This window comes from Micromonospora sp. NPDC049060, assembly GCF_040649055.1.
Taxonomy (GTDB): domain Bacteria; phylum Actinomycetota; class Actinomycetes; order Mycobacteriales; family Micromonosporaceae; genus Micromonospora; species Micromonospora reichwaldensis.
Genome location: NZ_JBEZEV010000001.1, coordinates 94,524 through 109,639, shown reverse-complemented (window position 1 = coordinate 109,639; position 15,116 = coordinate 94,524). Strand labels below are relative to the sequence as shown.

Below are 15,116 nucleotides of genomic sequence, written 5' to 3'. Positions count from 1 at the left end.
AACCCTCGCCCACAACCGGCGCGGCCTGGGGGGGCCGGTCCCCTAACCGCTGCGGTTCCCCGTGCGGGGCCCGGCCCCCCCGGCGCGGCCCGCCCCGCCCGGGGCGCGTCCGGCCCCGCCGGCGATCATCGCGATCGCGGCGGACGGTGCCGAACGCGCCCCGCGTGGCGGACGGCTCAGCCGAGGGCGCGCAGCCGGGCGGCGAGGTCGCCGGCGAAGAAGTCGAGGAAGCCGTCCGGGTCGGGGCCGGCGTTCTGCAGCACGACGTGGTCGTAGCCGGCCTCGACGTACGGGCGGACGGCCGCCACGTGCGCCTCCGGGTCCGGCCCGACGGAGAACAGTTCCCGGACGTGCCGCTCCTCGACGTACGCGCTGGCGGCGTCGAAGTTGACCGGGTTCGGCAGTTCGCTCATCACCTTCCAGCCGGTCACCATCCACCGGCTGGTCTCCAGCACCGCGCGTACGGCCTGCTGGTCGTCGGTGGCCCAGGCCATCGGCACCTCGGCGTAGCGGGGACCGTCGCCACCGGCCTGCCGGTAGTGCTCGACGATCGACGCCTTCGGCTCGGTGACGAACAGTCCGTCGCCGAGCTCCGCCGCCATCGTGGCCGAGGACCGGCCGCTCGCGGCGACCGCGATCACCGGTGGGGTCTCCGGCAGGTCGAAGATCCGGGCGTCCTCCAGGTGCAGGTGCTTGCCCTCGAACGAGTGGTAGCCGCCCTGCCAGAGCAGCCGGATGATCTCCAGCGCCTCGCGGAGCCGCTCGTGTCGGCCCCGTACGCTGGGAAAGCCCTGCCCCACCACGTGCTCGTTGAGCCGTTCCCCGGCCCCGACGCCGAGGGTGAACCGGCCGTCGGAGATCAGCGCCAGGGTCGCCGCGGCCTGCGCGATGATCGCCGGGTGGTACCGGACGGTCGGGCAGGTCACCCCCGTCGCGAGGCCGATCCGTTCGGTCTTCGCCGCGACCGCCCCGAGCACGCTCCAGGTGAACGACGAGTGCCCCTGCGTGTCGAGCCACGGGTGGAAGTGGTCGCTCATCTCGACGAAGTCGAAACCAGCCTGCTCGGCCCGGACGGCCTGGCGGATGATCTCCTGCGGTCCGTACCCCTCCGAGGCGAGCTTGTAGCCGATCCTCATGCCGGTGCTCCCGTCCCGTGCGGCGCTGGTGGCGCAACGCCGGTTCCCGTGGCGGGGGTCGACAAACGTCGGGTCGCGCGGGACGCCACCCCCGATGACCCAGCCTCCTAGGACGCCCTACGCGGTGTGGCTGGCGTCGGCAGGAGGGACGGAGTCGGGGAGTCGGCGTGGCGTACCCCGGACACGGCTCGGCCCGCGCCCGAGTGGGCGCGGGCCGGAGGAGTACGTCCTACTTGGACGGCTGGGGCAGTTCGCAGTCGACCTTCGGGTTGGCCCCGATGTAGTTCAGCGGTCCGGCCACGATGGTCACCAGGATCGTGCCGGCCTCGGCGCAGTTCGTGTCGTCGCCGCTGTAGTAGCCGCGCTGCCCGGCGGCGACCGCGCCGATGATCAGCCAGATGACGACCAGGACTCCGAATATCGACGTGCCGCGCATCGCTGCCTCCGCAAAGGTGTGGTGGATCGGGGTGCTGGGCGTTGTACCCAATCGCGATGAACGGCTAACGGTCCCGCCGCCGAGGAACGGCGCGGCGGCCGGCCGGCAGGTGGGCGGGACGGGCCCGCAGGGGCCGATGCGCGGTCATCTCCTCGCGTTTCGGCCCTGAACGCCGACATCGCGGCGCCCCGGGGCTCGGGGCGCCGCGATGTCGGCGACGGCGGATCGGTCGTGCGGCGGTATCCGATCCATCCGGGTACCGCCGTCCGGCGTCGACGGGAAAAGCGGCAGCCGGGGCGGCAAAGGTCAGGCGTCCGCGCCGCCCACCGGGGTCGGCAGGGCGGCGGCCGCCTCCTGCGGGGCGCCGGCGAGCACCTTCGCCTGCTGCGGCCAGGTCGCCAGGCTCGGCGCGGCCCGCAGCCCGGCCGCCCGGATCGTCTCCCGCAGGGCGGCCTCGTCGAGCTCCGCCAGCTGCCGGTACGTCCGGATGCCGGCCGCCTGCAACGCCGCCGCCATCTTCGGGCCCACGCCCTGGATCCGGCGGAAGTCGTCGGCGGCGTCGGAGTCGGTCGCGTCCACCTCGCCGCGCGGCGCCGGCACGACCACCGGCACGGCCGGCGCGTCGGCCGGCGTCGACTCGGGCTCGACGGGTGCGTCGGCGGCCGTGGCCGGCTCGACGGCGGTGGCGGTGGCCGGGGTGGGCTCGACCGCGGTGGCGGCGGCCGGGGCAAGCTCGACCGTGTTGGCGGCGACCGGGGCCGGCTCGACCGGCGTGGGCTCGACCGTGTTGGCGGCGACCGGGGCCGGCTCGACCGGCGTGGCGCGGGTCGGCTCCGGCTCGGCGGGTGCGTCGGCCGGCTCCGGCTCGACGGCGGAGGCGGCCACGGCAGCGGGCTCGGCCACGGGCTCAGCAACGGGCTCAGCCGGGCCGGCCGCGGTGGGGACGGGTGCGGTCTCCGGCTCGGCCGCGGTCACGCTCGTCGGCGCCGCCGAGGTGGCGGGGGCCGGGACGGGCTCCGCGTGGGCGGTGGGAAGGGCTTCCGTGGCGGCGGCCGGGACGGGCTCCGCGTCGGCGCTCGGGGCGGGCTCCTCCGCCGGGCGGCGGTCGACGGGGCCGGTCACCTCGGCGGCCAACGGCAGCACGACCTCGTGCCCCGGCCGTACGTCGGTGGTGGTGCCGGACGGCACGGGGTCGGCGTCGGGCGCCGGCACCGGGTCGCCGGTCAGCGCCATGTCGGCCGGGTCGACGTCGTCGGCCCGGGACGCGTCGGCCGCGACGACCGTGGCCTTCGGGGCGTCGGTGCTGCCCGGGTCGGCGTCGGTCGGGGCGTCGACCCCGGGCGCGGCGGGGACGCGGTCGGCGACCGCCTCCGGCGCGGGGTCCACGGTCACCTCGGGGCGTGCTTCGTCCAGGGTGGCGACGGGCGACGGGTCGACCACCACGGCGGTCATGCCGGCGACCGGGTCACCGTCCACCATGGGCGAGCCGTGGGTGGCGACCGCCGCGTCCCGCCGGCCGCGCCCGAACCAGCCGCCCGCCAGACCCACCAACAGAGCCACGATCAGTATCAGCCAGTGCCCGAAAGACCACGCCACGGCAAACCTCCCTATCGTTCACGTCCGGAAACCCGCGAGAAAAACTCGCCGCAGCTTCGCACACGCCCGACGACGCCGACAGGCAGGACCGGGTGCCCACCGTGGCGGCGGGACGGGTCGCGACGGGCGGTGTCCGCCGGGGCGACGGAGGGTCGCCGAGTCCGCTGGCGGTGGGCGGGCAGGCGGGGACCCCGGCGCCCACTGGCGGCGCCGGGGTCCCGGTCGGACGGTCAGTCCTCCTCGCCCCGGTAGCTGTAGAAGTCGTCGACGAAGCGCCGCGCCAGCCGGGGTACCCGGCTGGTGACGCCGAAGTAGCCCCGCGCGCCGAGCAGCGCGAGCCGGCCGACGACCGGCTTGTACATCCGGTCGTCCCCGCTGGTGCCGCTGCGGTTGAGCGAGTCGGCGACCCGGGCGAACCCGTACGGCACCATCGCGGCCTCGTAGTCGGCCACCGCCTGGAGCAGCGTCTTGTCTCCGGTGGCGGCCAGTCGCAGCTGGCGGCAGAGCAGGGCGGCGTCGCGCAGGGCCGTGTTGGCGCCCACCCCGCGTCCCGGCGTCATCGTGTGGATGGCGTCGCCGAGCAGGGTGACGGTGCTGCTCTTCCAGGGCGGCACCGGCTCGCTGGTGGACACCCTGATGGGCAGGGCGCTGCCCGGGTCGCTGCGGGCGAGCAGTTCACGCAGGTGGGGGTGCCAGTTTCGGGTGAGTCGCAGGGCGAGCAGGACCAGGTCCTCGCCGCGCAACTGCATGACGTCGCTCGGGAAGCGGCGGGCCGTGCTCCAGACGACCAGGTTGATGTTGTCGCGGGTGTTGTCGTGGCGCAGCCCCGGCCAGCCGCGCAGCAGCTCGGCGTCGGCGGGGTCGACGCCGGGCTTGAGCGTGCCGTCGCGGTCCCACTTGAACTCCATCACGTGCAGCACGCCCATCATCCCGCCGGTGCCGAAGATCAGCGAGATGCCCTGTTCGATCCGTTCGGGCAGCAGCCCCCGGGTGTGCGGGGTCAGGGGGATGCGGGTGGCGATGTTGATGGTGCCGGCGTCGCGGGTGACCGCGTGCGGCAGGTACTGGCGGCGTACCGCCGAGTGCGTGCCGTCCGCGGCGACCAGCAGGTCGCCGGTGGCGGTGCTGCCGTCGGCGAAGTGCGCGGTCACTGTCCCGTCGTCGCGTTGGTCGTACCGGGTGAAGGCCTTGTCGAAGTGGACGACGTCCTCCATGCCCGTGAGCAGGACCTGGCGCAGGGTCATCCGGGCGACGGACCGTTCGGTGTTCACCGGGTCGGTGTCGGGCCGGAGCGTGAACGAGGCCGTGCGCCGCATGCCCTGGGTGATGACGTTGAAGTAGCGGGGGGAACGGGCGCAGGTGGCGAGGTAGACGTCGAACAGGGTGGGCGGCAGGCACTCGCGCAGCGCGCGACTGCCGGTCGGCCCGATGCCGACCCGGTAGCCGAGCAGCCCTTCGCCGCGGGTGCGGTACCGCTCGTAGACGGCGACGCTGATGCCGGCACGGCGCAGGCCGTGCGCCAGGCACAGCCCGCCCGTGCCGGCCCCGACGATCAGGACGTGGGGTGGTCTGGACGACATGGCGACCGCCCCCGTTCAGCCGGCCGGGTGCGCCGCCGCGTCCGCGGCGTCCCACCGGTAGAAGCAGCCCGCGATCGCGTCGCGCGGCGAGCGCCAGGTCGGCAGGTACGGCGTGGTGTGCGCGGAGAGCCGCTCGTTGACCTGGCGGTAGAGCGGGTGGTTGCGGGCCTCGGCCAGCGCGTCCGGGGCCACGTCGGCGGTCTCCATCAGGTGTACGCACAGGTCGTGCAGGCAGTACAGGGACCGGTGACGGACCCCGGTGAGGGCGGGTAGTTCGGTCGCGTCGGACTCGGCGAAGATCTGCGCCACCCGCCCCTCCGCGCCCGGGATGATCCTGCTGACGATCAGTAGACGGCTCATGGGACCCCTCTCGCCGGTGGCGCTCCGCGACCGTGTCGCAGACCACGGACTGTTGTGCGGCCACCGTGCCCCGGCGACTGTCACCTGTCCGTCACTCGCCCCGCCGCGCCGGTGACGCCGTCTCAGCGCGCGCGGGGCGCGATCCGGTTGGACGGCGGCCGGCGGGGCCCGGCCGGGGCGGTACGGGTGGCCTCGCGGATCGGCGCGAGGGTGTCGTCGAGTAGTGCTGTCATCGCCGCCGAGGGCTCCAGCCGCAGTTCCCGCAGCAGCAGGTCGCGGTAGACGTAGAAGGCGTGCACGGCCTCGAAGGCGTTGCCCTCGGCGAGGTGGATGCGGACCACCAGCCGGTGCGGCGTCTCGCGTAGGGGTTCGGCGGCCATCGCCTCCAACGCGGCTTCGAGCGCCGCGCCGTGGCGGCCCGCCGACAGGTGCTGGCCGGCCAGTTCCTCCAGCATGTGCAGGCGCAGCTGGCGCAGCCGCTCCCGGTCGGTCAGCACCCAGTCGTCGTACCAGCCGGGGAGCAGGTCGTGGCGGCCGGCGGCGAGCGCGGCGGCGGCGCAGGGGTCGTCGCCGTCGCGTACCCGCGCGGCCGTGCCGACGAGCGCGTCGACGTCGACCCGGACGGCCGGGCCGAGGGCGACCGTGTCGCCGGAGGTGGTGATCGGGCAGCAGGGGTCTTGGCGCAGCCGCCACAGCGCGGTCCGCAGGGACGACAGCGCGCGGTCCTCGGGCGCGTCCGGCCAGAGCAGGCCGGCCAGGTTGCTGCGGGTGGCGCCGGGGCGCAGCCCGATCAGGGCGATGACGCGTTGCAGGCCGCGCGGCACCACGACCGGGGCGTCGCCGTGCAGCAGCCGGAACCCGCCGAGCAGGTGCAGGGAGATCTCGGCGTCGGCCCGGCAATCGGTGGTCGGCGTCGATCGATCAGCGGCCACGGCGGCACCCCCTGCGGAACGCTCGTCCCGACTCGTCTGCTGTCCCCGGCGCGGCTGCCCATGACCCCACTGTCGGATCGCTCCGCCGCGGCACGGCGTCGCACGCCGCGGCCGCCGGGCTGACCGTGACGAAGATTATCAATTGTGGTCACTCTCGGTCAATGTCTTGTCCGGGATGGCGCTTGCCTGCCGGCGTCCACGAGAACCCTTCCGAACTGCGGATAGTCCACACCGGATGATCGGTGCCGCACAGCGGGTACACAGCTGGCGTCAACGCAGCGTCACGGAAGCTGCGTCGCCGCTCGGCGGTCGCCGGTGACGCCGCCGTGACGCCGGGGGCCGGATCGTGTCGCCAGTCGTCCGGCTAGGCCGGTGCCGTCGTCACCGACGCCCGATGCCGTGGAGGGAGGCCCATGGACCGTTCGCTGATCGTCGCGAAGGTGGTGCCGAGCGCCGAGGCGCGTGTCGCCGAGATCTTCGCCGATTCCGACGCGACCGAACTGCCGCGCCTGGTCGGGGTCCGGCACCGGTCGCTCTACCGACTCGGTGACCTGTACGTGCACCTGCTGGAGACGGAGTCGCCGGGCGGGGCAGCGGTCGAGGCGGCCCGGGGACACCCCGAGTTCGCCAGGGTCAGTGCCCGGTTGCAGCCGTACGTGTCGCCGTACCTGCCGACGTGGCGGGAGCCGCGTGACGCGATGGCCCGCTGCTTCTACCGCTTCGACGCCGCGCCCGTCGGGCGGTCGTCGTGACCGCCACCGCGCCCCGCGAGGGGCAACTCTGGTCCCGCTGCGGTGGCTGCGCCACCCTGCTCTACCGCAAGCGGCTGCGGCGCAACCTCGACGTCTGCCCCGAGTGCGGGGCGCACGCCCGGGTCGACGCGCCCGAGCGGCTGCTCCAGATCGTCGACCCGGGGTCGTTCACCGCCCTGCCGGAGCGGCCGGCCGAGGTCGACCCGATCGGCTTCGTCGACCTGCTGCCGTACCCGCACCGGCTCACCGCCGCGCGGGCCGGCACCGGGCTGCCCGAGGCGGTCGTCTGCGGCACCGCCACCGTCGGGCGGCAGCCGTGCGTGCTCGCCGTGATGGACTTCCGGTTCCTCGGCGGCAGCCTGGGCTGCGTCGTGGGGGAGCTGATCACCCTGGCGGCCGAGCGGGCCCTCGCCGACGGGGTCCCGCTGGTCCTCGTCACCGCCTCCGGCGGGGCGCGGATGCAGGAGGGCGCCCTGTCGCTGATGCAGATGGCCACGGTCAGCCAGGCGATCGCCGCGCTGCGGGAGGCCGGCCTGCTCACCGTCAGCGTGCTCACCGACCCGACGTACGGGGGCGTGGCCGCCTCGTTCGCCACCAACACCGACGTGGTGCTCGCCGAGAGCGGCGCGCGGATGGGCTTCGCCGGCCCCCGGGTGATCCGGCAGGTCACCGGCCGGGACCTGCCGGAGGGCTTCCAGACCGCCGACTTCCTGCTGCGGCACGGCCAGGTCGACATGGTGGTGCCCCGGCACGCCCTGCGGGGCCGGCTGGTGGCGCTGCTCGTCGCCGCGCGGGCCGGGCGGCGGCCGGCGGCGCGTCCCGGCGTACCCCGGCAGGAGCCGTCGCCGCTGGTGGCGCGCCCGGCCGGCGGTGCCGCCGCGACGACGGCGCCGGGCCCGGGCGGCGACGCCTGGGAGACGGTACGGCTGGCCCGGCACCCGGGTCGCCCGACCACGCTGGACTACCTCGAGACGGCGTTCGACGGCTTCGTCGAGCTGCACGGCGACCGGCTCGGCGCGGACTGCCCCGCCGTGGTGGGCGGGCTGGCCCGGCTCGACGGGCGACCGGTCATGGTCATCGGCCACCAGAAGGGACACACCACCGCCGAGCTGGTCGGGCGCAACTTCGGCATGGCCAGCCCGGCGGGGCACCGCAAGGCGCTGCGGCTGATGCGTCTCGCCGCCCGCCTCGGCCTGCCGGTGGTCACCCTCGTCGACACCCCCGGGGCGGATCCCGGCGTGCGGGCCGAGGAACAGGGCCAGGCGGCGGCCATCGCGGAGAACATCCTCGCCCTGACCGTGCTGCCCACCCCCGTCGTCGCCGTGATCACCGGCGAGGGCGGCAGCGGCGGTGCGCTGGCGCTCGCGGTGGCCGACCGGGTGCTCATGCTCCAGCACGCCGTCTACTCCGTGATCAGCCCGGAGGGCTGCGCGGCGATCCTCTGGCCGGACCGGGGCGCCGCGCCGCAGGCGGCCCGCGCGCTGCGGCTCACCGCCCCCGACCTGTGCCGGCTCGGGATCGTCGACGACCTCGTCCCCGAGCCGGCCCCGGCCGCCCACCACGACCCGCAGGCCGCCGCCCGGGCGCTGCGCGAGGCGGCGCTGGCGCACCTGCTGCCGCTGCTCGACGTGCCGCCCGCGACGCTGGTCCGCCGCCGGCGGCAGCGCTTCCGGCGCTTCGGCGCCGCCCGCCTCGGCGCCCGGGCGGGTGCCCGGTGAGCGCCGGCGCGATCCGGGCCGCCGTGCCGCCGGCATCCGGGCCGGCGGCGGTCGTCGCGGTGCCGGCACCCGGCACCCGGACGGCCCCCGACGCCCACCCGACGCCGCGGACGCACCCCACGCCCGGCCCGCATCCCGCGCCCGACGCGGACCGCTCGCCCGACGCGGGCCGGTTGCCCGACGCGGCGCGGTCGCCCGACGTCGAGCGGGCCGCCGGCCCGGTGCCCGCACCTCCTCCGCAGCCGTCGCCCGGCGTCGCGCGGGCGTCCGGCCTGGAGGCGGCGTCGGACTCGGAGGCGGCGTCCGGCGTGGAGGCGGCGTCGGGCGCGGAGGTGGGGCAGCAGGTGGACAGCGTGCTCACCGGGCTGCGGCGGCACGCCCGGCACCTGGCGGCCGAGCTGCCCGGCCCGCTGCGGCGGATCAGGCTGCGCGGCGGCGACACGGTGCTGGAGGTGGAGTGGCACGCCGCCCCGGCCGGGACCGCCCACGCCGCCGCCACGGCGAGCCCGGCACCCCCGCCGACCGCCGCGCCGCCGCAGGGGTACGCCGTGCGGTCGCCCATCGTCGGCACGTTCTACCGCGCGCCGGAGCCGGGCGCCGCGCCCTTCGTCGCCGTCGGCGACCTGGTCCGTCCCGGGCAGGTCGTCGGCATCGTCGAGGCGATGAAGCTGATGAACGAGGTGACCTCCGACCGGGGTGGCCGGGTCGTCGAGGTCCTTGCCGCCGACGGCCACCCGGTCGAGTACGACCAGCCGCTGGTCGCGCTGGACCCGGCGTGAGGGGCAGGACGCGATGTTCGAGAAGGTCCTGATCGCCAACCGGGGGGAGATCGCCCTGCGGGTGCTGCGCGCCTGCCGCGAGCTGGGCGTGCGTACGGCGGTGGTCTACTCCACCGCGGACGCCGACTCCGCCGCCGTGCGCCTGGCCGACGAGGCCGTACGGATCGGGCCGGCGGCCAGCCGGCGCAGCTACCTCAACGCCGCCGCGATCGTGGAGGCGGCCCGGCAGGTGGGGGCGCAGGCGGTGCACCCCGGCTACGGGTTCCTCTCCGAGGACGCCGACTTCGCGGAGATCTGCGCCGACAACGGCCTGGTCTTCATCGGCCCGCCGCCGGAGGTGATGTCCGTGCTGGCCGACAAGTCCTCGGCGCGGGCGCTGATGCGCCGGGCCGGGCTGCCCCTGCCGCCGGGCAGCGTCGCGCCGGTGCCCACCGCCGCCGCGGCGGCGGAGGTGGCCGCCGAGGTGGGCTACCCGGTGATCGTCAAGGCGGCGGCCGGCGGCGGGGGCAGGGGCATGACGGTGGTCGCCACCCCGGCCGAACTGCCCCGGGCGTACGCGCGGACCCGGGCCGCCGCCCAGGCCGCCTTCGGCGACGACCGGGTGTACGTGGAGCGGTACCTGACCGGTGCCCGGCACGTCGAGGTGCAGCTGCTGTGCGACTCCCACGGCAACGGCGTGCACCTGGGCACCCGGGACTGTTCGGTGCAGCGCCGCCACCAGAAGCTGGTGGAGGAGGCGCCCGCCCCGGCGCTGTCGGCCGGCACCGGGGAGGCCATCGCGGAGTGCGCCCTGCGCGGCGCCCTGCACGCCGGCTTCACCGGCGCCGGCACCGTGGAGTTCCTCGTCGACTCCGACGAGCGGTTCCACTTCCTGGAGATCAACTGCCGGATCCAGGTCGAGCATCCCGTCACCGAGATGATCACCGGGATCGACCTGGTGCACGAGCAGCTGCACATCGCCTCGGGGGTGCCGCTGCGCTGGCGGCAGGAGGACGTCCGGTTCCACGGGGTCGCCATCGAGTGCCGGGTCAACGTGGAGGACCCGGACCGCGGCTTCGCGCCGACGCCCGGCCGGCTGGAGCGCTTCGTCCCGCCCGGCGGCCCGTTCACCCGGGTCGACACGCACGGCCACGCCGGCTACCTGTTCGGCCCGCACTACGACTCCCTGCTGGCCAAGGTGGCGGTCTGGGCGCCGGACCGGGAGCTCGCGCTCAACCGGCTGGAACGCGCCCTCGACGAGTTCGACATCGCCGGCCCCGGGGTCCGCACCACCATCCCGTTCGCCCGGCGGGTGCTCGACGACGCCGGGTTCCGCAAGGGCCGCTACTCCACCGGCCTGGTCGAGCAGTTGCTCGCCGGCCCGCCCGACGCACACCACAGGAGGCTCCGATGACCGTCACCCATGGCCGTCCGCTGACCGCCGAGATCACCGACATCCTGGTGGCCAACTGCGGGCTGGACGCCGACGCCGCCGCCCGCGCCCCGGCCGCGTCCCTGGAGGAACTCGGCATGGACTCGCTGGCGCTGCTCGAACTCTCCGCCGTGGTCGCCGACCGGTGGCAGGTGCAGATCCCCGAACAGGCCGGGCAGCTCAGCATCGCGGGCGTCGCCGAGCTGGTCGCCCGCGACGCCGATCAGCCCGGACACACGGAGAACAGCGTGCTCATCGCCGCGCCGCTGCCGCTGGTGTGGGACGTCACCAACGACGTCGCCAACTGGCCGCAGCTGTTCACCGAGTACGCCCGCGCGGACATCCTGCACCGCGACGGCGACACGGTGCGGTTCCGGCTCACCATGCACCCCGACGAGAACGGCACGGTGTGGAGCTGGGTCAGCGAACGTACCGCCGACCCGGTCAGCAGGCAGGTCGACGCCCGGCGGGTGGAGACCGGGCCGTTCGAGTACATGCGGATCCACTGGCGCTACACCGAGGAGCCCGGCGGAACCCGGATGACCTGGGTGCAGCACTTCGCGATGAAGCCCACCGCGCCGGTGGACGACGCGGGCATGACCGACCGGATCAACGCCAACAGCGCGGTGCAGCTCGCCGTCATCAAGGAGAAGATCGAGCGACTCGCCGGCACCGACCGGGCGACGGGAGCCGGCGATGAGTGAGCGGACCCTGCGGCTGGTCGCCGCCGCCGACGTCGCGCCCGACGGCCGCCGCGGCGGCGAGTTGCGGGTGCTGCTCGGCCCCAAGACCGTCGGCAGCACCTCGGGTTTCATGGGGGTGGCGACGCTGCGCCCGGGGGAGCGGATCGCCGAGCACTACCACCCCTACAGCGAGGAGTTCCTCTACGTCGCCCGCGGCACGATCACCGTCGACCTGGACGACGAGCCGGTGCCGCTGGCCGCCGGAGAGGCGCTGTTCGTGCCGCGCAACGTCCGGCACCGACTGCGCAACACCGGGGACGAGCCGGCCGAGGTGGTCTTCCACCTCGGACCGCTGGCGCCCCGCCCCGAACTCGGTCACGTCGACACCGAACTGGTCGAACAGCGAGGCGGATCGTGAGCGTGAGGAGTGAGCCGGGGTTGCGAGCCCCGCAGTCGCGAACCGAGGTGGCGCCGTGAGCGTGAGGAGTGAGCCGGGGTTGCGAGCCCCGCAGTCGCGAACCGAGGTGGCGCCGTGAGCGGGCGCCGCACGGTGGTGACCGGCGTCGGGGTGGTCGCCCCCGGCGGCGCCAGCCGGGACCGGTTCTGGAAGACCATCACCGAGGGGCGTACGGCGACCCGGCGGATCACCTTCTTCGATCCGTCGGCCTTCCGTTCCCAGATCGCCGCCGAGTGCGACTTCGACCCGGTCGCCGCCGGCCTCACCGGAGACGAGCTGCGGCGCGCCGACCGGTACGTGCAGTTCGCCCTCGCCTGCGCCGCCGAAGCCGTCGCCGACGCCGGTCTGGAGCTCACCGACGCCGAGCGGGACCGCACCGGCGTGGTGCTCGGCACCGCCGTCGGCGGCACCACCGCCCTGGAGCAGGAGTACGTCACGGTCAGCGACACCGGCCGCCGGTGGCTGGTCGACGCCGGGCGCGGCGGCCCGTACCTCTATCAGGCGCTCGTGCCCAGCAGCCTCGCCGCGGACGTGGCGTGCCGGCACGGGCTGCACGGCCCCGCGCAGGTGGTCTCCACCGGCTGCACCTCCGGCATCGACGCGATCGGGTACGCCCACCAGCTCATCGCCGACGGCGAGGCCGACGTCGTGCTGGCCGGGGCCGCCGACTCGCCGATCTCGCCGGTCACCGTCGCCTCGTTCGACGCGATCAAGGCGACCAGCCCGGACAACGACGACCCGGCGCACGCCTCCCGCCCGTTCGACGCCGACCGGCACGGCTTCGTCCTCGCCGAGGGGGCGGCGGTGCTGGTGCTGGAGGAGGTCGGGCACGCCGCGCGCCGCGGCGCGCACGTCTACTGCGAGGTGGCCGGCTACGCCAGCCGCAGCAACGGCTACCACATGACGGGGCTGCGGCCCGACGGGCTGGAGATGGGGCTTGCCATCTCGGCCGCGCTGAAGCAGGGCCGCATCGCCCCCGAGCAGGTCTCCTACATCAGCGCCCACGGCTCGGGCACCCGACAGAACGACCGGCACGAGACCGCCGCGTTCAAGCGGGCGCTGGGTCAGGCCGCGTACGGGGTGCCGATCAGCTCGATCAAGTCGATGGTCGGGCACTCGCTCGGCGCGATCGGCTCGATCGAGATGGCCGCGTGCGCGCTGGCCGTGGAGTACGGCGTGGTGCCGCCGACGGCCAACTGGAGCACCCGCGACCCGGAGTGCGACCTGGACTACGTCCCGAACGAGGCGCGGGAGCTGCCGGTCGACGTGGCGCTCTCGGTGGGCAGCGGGTTCGGCGGCTTCCAGTCGGCGATGGTGTTCCGCCGGCTGCCCGGGCGGGTGCTGCCGTGACCGCGCGGGCCGTGGTGACCGGCATCGGCGTCGTCGCGCCCAGCGGGATCGGTGTGGACGCGCACTGGCGTACCGTGCTCGCCGGCACCCGCCGCACCGGGCCGATCACGCTCTTCGATCCCGCCGGCTACCCCACCCGCCACGGCGGGGAGGTGCCCGGCTTCGACGCCGCCGCGTACGCCGACAACCGCCGGCTGGTGCAGACCGACCGGTGGACGCACCTCGGCTTCGCCGCCACCGGGCTGGCACTGGCCGACGCCGGCCTGCCCGAGCGGGCCCCCGACCCGTACGGCTACGCCGTCACGCTGGCCAGCTCGTCGGGCGGGAACCTGTTCGGGCAGCGGGAGCTGCAACGGCTCTGGGGCGGGCCGTCGCGCACCGTCGGGGCGTACCAGTCGATCGCCTGGTTCTACGCGGCCAGCGTCGGGCAGCTCTCCATCCACCACCAGTTCAAGGGTCCGTCCGGGGTGCTGGTCGCCGAGACCGCCGGCGGGCTGGACAGCCTGGCGCACGCCGCGCGGGCCGTACGCCGGGGCACGCCCGTGGTGATCGCCGGGGCGACCGAGTGCCCGCTGAGCCCGTACGCCCTGGCCTGCCAGCTCCGCTCCGGCCTGCTGAGCGACGTGGCCGACCCGGAGCGGGCCTACCGGCCGTTCGACGCCGCGGCCAGCGGCTACCTGCCCGCCGAGGGCGGCGCGGTGTTCGTGGTGGAGGAGCTGGGCCACGCGCTGTCCCGGGGCGCCCGCGTGTACGGCGAGGTTACCGGTTGGGGCGCCACCCACGACGCCGTCCACACCGGACCAGACACCGTCGGCGACCCGATCCAGTACGCCCGCGCCATGCGGCTGGCCCTGGACCGGGCCGGCGTCGGGGCGGAGACGGTCGACGTGGTGCTGCCCGACGCGCTCGGCGTGCCCCGCTACGACCGCAGCGAGGCCGTGGCGCTCCGCGCCGTCTTCGGCGACCGGCCGCCCCCGGTCAGCACCCAGAAGCCGCTGACCGGCCGCGCGCACCAGGGCGGCTCGGCGCTGGACGTGGCCACCGCGTTGCTCGCGTTCGGCCACGACACGCTGCCGGCCTCCGCCGGCCCGGACGAGGTGGCCGAGGGCTGTGAGCTGGACTTCCTGCGGGAACACCGGCGACCGCGCAGCCGCCTGGCGCTGGTCTGCGCCCGCGGCTTCGACGGTTTCAACAGCGCGCTGGTCCTGCGTGGGGCCGCGCCGCAGAGGGGAGTGACGCCGTGAGCGAGCAGGTCACCGGTACGACGCCCGTCGGGTCCCGGGTCGGGGCGCAGCGGACAGCCGACGCGAGCGGGCAACGGGCTCGGGTGGTGTTCCTGGTACGGGTACCACAGGAGCGTACGGAGGCGTTCCTGGCCGCGTACGAGGCGGTCCGGCACCTGGTGGCCGGGGGCGTCGCGGGGCACCTCGTCGACCAGGTCTGCCGGTCGTCGGCCGACCCGGAGCAGTGGCTGATCACCAGCGAGTGGGTGAGCCTGGCCGACTTCGAGGCGTGGGAACGCAGCCCGGAGCACCGGGACCTGGTCCGGCCGATGCGGGAGTGCTTCACCGACGCCCGGTCGCTGCGCTTCCTCATCCACGCCCAGACCCCCGCCACGTCCCGGACCTGAGCCCCGCCTCGGCTGTTCCGCCCCCTCGCCGGCTGCCCTCGCCCGCCAGCGACACGGTGGGCTGTTCATCCGCTGACCGCAGGGCACGAGTGGAACACCATGGGTGTCACCGGCCGTCGTTGACACCCATGGTGTTCCACTCGTGCGGTGGCCTGCGGTGCGTCGCCCGGCACACGTCGCTCCTGGCGCTGTCCATGGCGCAGCACGCGCGTGTCTGCCGTCACCGACGCCGCCCGCGATGCGCTCCAGGCCTGACGGCAGGCAGGCCCGTCCGGCCCGTGTGGCCGTCCCCGCTC

The 15,116-nt window shown here is 75.3% G+C and carries 14 protein-coding genes and 1 pseudogene; 9 read left to right on the top strand and 6 right to left on the bottom strand.

Going from position 1 to position 15,116, the window contains the following annotated elements:
• Positions 1–176: 176 nt before the first annotated feature.
• The 6 genes and pseudogenes from AB0B83_RS00510 to AB0B83_RS00485 all read right to left on the bottom strand — a co-directional run bounded on the left by AB0B83_RS00510 (position 177) and on the right by AB0B83_RS00485 (position 6,040).
• Positions 177–1,136: a TIGR03557 family F420-dependent LLM class oxidoreductase gene (locus AB0B83_RS00510; RefSeq protein WP_357576306.1), complete on the bottom strand. Its 960-nt coding sequence runs from the start codon at positions 1,134–1,136 to the stop codon at positions 177–179.
• A 229-nt stretch (positions 1,137–1,365) separates the two neighbouring features.
• Complete coding sequence (locus tag AB0B83_RS00505; RefSeq protein WP_091630565.1) at positions 1,366–1,572, bottom strand: hypothetical protein; 207 nt, start codon at positions 1,570–1,572, stop codon at positions 1,366–1,368.
• A gap of 306 nt (positions 1,573–1,878) precedes the next feature.
• A pseudogene (locus AB0B83_RS00500) lies at positions 1,879–2,223 on the bottom strand (DUF4332 domain-containing protein); the annotation flags it as partial.
• Positions 2,224–3,398: 1,175 nt separating this feature from the next.
• Complete coding sequence (locus tag AB0B83_RS00495; protein WP_357576305.1) at positions 3,399–4,748, bottom strand: NAD(P)/FAD-dependent oxidoreductase; 1,350 nt, start codon at positions 4,746–4,748, stop codon at positions 3,399–3,401.
• 15 nt (positions 4,749–4,763) lie between these two features.
• Positions 4,764–5,108, bottom strand: a complete 345-nt coding sequence (locus AB0B83_RS00490) for a TcmI family type II polyketide cyclase (RefSeq protein WP_132234744.1) — start codon at positions 5,106–5,108, stop codon at positions 4,764–4,766.
• 122 nt (positions 5,109–5,230) lie between these two features.
• Positions 5,231–6,040: a BTAD domain-containing putative transcriptional regulator gene (locus AB0B83_RS00485; RefSeq protein ID WP_357576304.1), complete on the bottom strand. Its 810-nt coding sequence runs from the start codon at positions 6,038–6,040 to the stop codon at positions 5,231–5,233.
• 413 nt (positions 6,041–6,453) lie between these two features.
• Between AB0B83_RS00485 and AB0B83_RS00480 the strand changes: the two genes are divergently transcribed.
• The 9 genes from AB0B83_RS00480 (at position 6,454) to AB0B83_RS00440 (ending at position 14,820) form a co-directional block, all read left to right on the top strand.
• Positions 6,454–6,792 carry a TcmI family type II polyketide cyclase gene (locus AB0B83_RS00480; RefSeq protein ID WP_132234740.1) on the top strand — a complete coding sequence of 113 codons (339 nt, stop codon included), beginning with the start codon at positions 6,454–6,456 and terminating at the stop codon, positions 6,790–6,792.
• Positions 6,789–8,510 carry an acetyl-CoA carboxylase carboxyltransferase subunit alpha gene (locus AB0B83_RS00475; RefSeq protein ID WP_357576303.1) on the top strand — a complete coding sequence of 574 codons (1,722 nt, stop codon included), beginning with the start codon at positions 6,789–6,791 and terminating at the stop codon, positions 8,508–8,510. The genes AB0B83_RS00480 and AB0B83_RS00475 overlap by 4 nt, the downstream gene beginning before the upstream one ends.
• Positions 8,511–8,731: 221 nt before the next feature.
• Entirely contained in the window at positions 8,732–9,289 is a 558-nt protein-coding gene (locus AB0B83_RS00470) for a biotin/lipoyl-containing protein (protein WP_357576402.1), read from the top strand.
• Positions 9,290–9,302: 13 nt separating this feature from the next.
• A complete protein-coding gene (locus AB0B83_RS00465) occupies positions 9,303–10,682 on the top strand; it encodes an acetyl-CoA carboxylase biotin carboxylase subunit (RefSeq protein WP_357576302.1) in 1,380 nt (459 codons plus the stop codon).
• A complete protein-coding gene (locus AB0B83_RS00460; RefSeq protein ID WP_357576301.1) occupies positions 10,679–11,404 on the top strand; it encodes an SRPBCC family protein in 726 nt (241 codons plus the stop codon). The genes AB0B83_RS00465 and AB0B83_RS00460 overlap by 4 nt, the downstream gene beginning before the upstream one ends.
• Entirely contained in the window at positions 11,397–11,801 is a 405-nt protein-coding gene (locus tag AB0B83_RS00455; RefSeq protein WP_151456459.1) for a cupin domain-containing protein, read from the top strand. The genes AB0B83_RS00460 and AB0B83_RS00455 overlap by 8 nt, the downstream gene beginning before the upstream one ends.
• A gap of 114 nt (positions 11,802–11,915) precedes the next feature.
• The gene (locus AB0B83_RS00450) at positions 11,916–13,190 is read left to right on the top strand and encodes a beta-ketoacyl-[acyl-carrier-protein] synthase family protein (RefSeq protein ID WP_357576300.1); all 1,275 of its coding nucleotides are present in this window, start codon (positions 11,916–11,918) and stop codon (positions 13,188–13,190) included.
• On the top strand, positions 13,187–14,434 hold the full coding sequence (locus AB0B83_RS00445; protein ID WP_357576299.1) for a beta-ketoacyl synthase N-terminal-like domain-containing protein: 1,248 nt from the start codon (positions 13,187–13,189) through the stop codon (positions 14,432–14,434). The genes AB0B83_RS00450 and AB0B83_RS00445 overlap by 4 nt, the downstream gene beginning before the upstream one ends.
• Positions 14,435–14,517: 83 nt before the next feature.
• The gene (locus tag AB0B83_RS00440) at positions 14,518–14,820 is read left to right on the top strand and encodes an antibiotic biosynthesis monooxygenase family protein (protein WP_357576401.1); all 303 of its coding nucleotides are present in this window, start codon (positions 14,518–14,520) and stop codon (positions 14,818–14,820) included.
• The last annotated feature ends 296 nt before the right edge of the window (positions 14,821–15,116 follow it).

Bases quoted from the DNA above. Each gene is read 5' to 3' on its own strand.
- AB0B83_RS00510 (WP_357576306.1), bottom strand. From the start codon at position 1,136: ATGAGGATCGGCTACAAGCTCGCCTCGGAGGGGTACGGACCGCAGGAG.
- AB0B83_RS00505 (WP_091630565.1), bottom strand. From the start codon at position 1,572: ATGCGCGGCACGTCGATATTCGGAGTCCTGGTCGTCATCTGGCTGATC.
- AB0B83_RS00495 (WP_357576305.1), bottom strand. From the start codon at position 4,748: ATGTCGTCCAGACCACCCCACGTCCTGATCGTCGGGGCCGGCACGGGC.
- AB0B83_RS00490 (WP_132234744.1), bottom strand. From the start codon at position 5,108: ATGAGCCGTCTACTGATCGTCAGCAGGATCATCCCGGGCGCGGAGGGG.
- AB0B83_RS00480 (WP_132234740.1), top strand. From the start codon at position 6,454: ATGGACCGTTCGCTGATCGTCGCGAAGGTGGTGCCGAGCGCCGAGGCG.
- AB0B83_RS00465 (WP_357576302.1), top strand. From the start codon at position 9,303: ATGTTCGAGAAGGTCCTGATCGCCAACCGGGGGGAGATCGCCCTGCGG.
- AB0B83_RS00460 (WP_357576301.1), top strand. From the start codon at position 10,679: ATGACCGTCACCCATGGCCGTCCGCTGACCGCCGAGATCACCGACATC.
- AB0B83_RS00455 (WP_151456459.1), top strand. From the start codon at position 11,397: ATGAGTGAGCGGACCCTGCGGCTGGTCGCCGCCGCCGACGTCGCGCCC.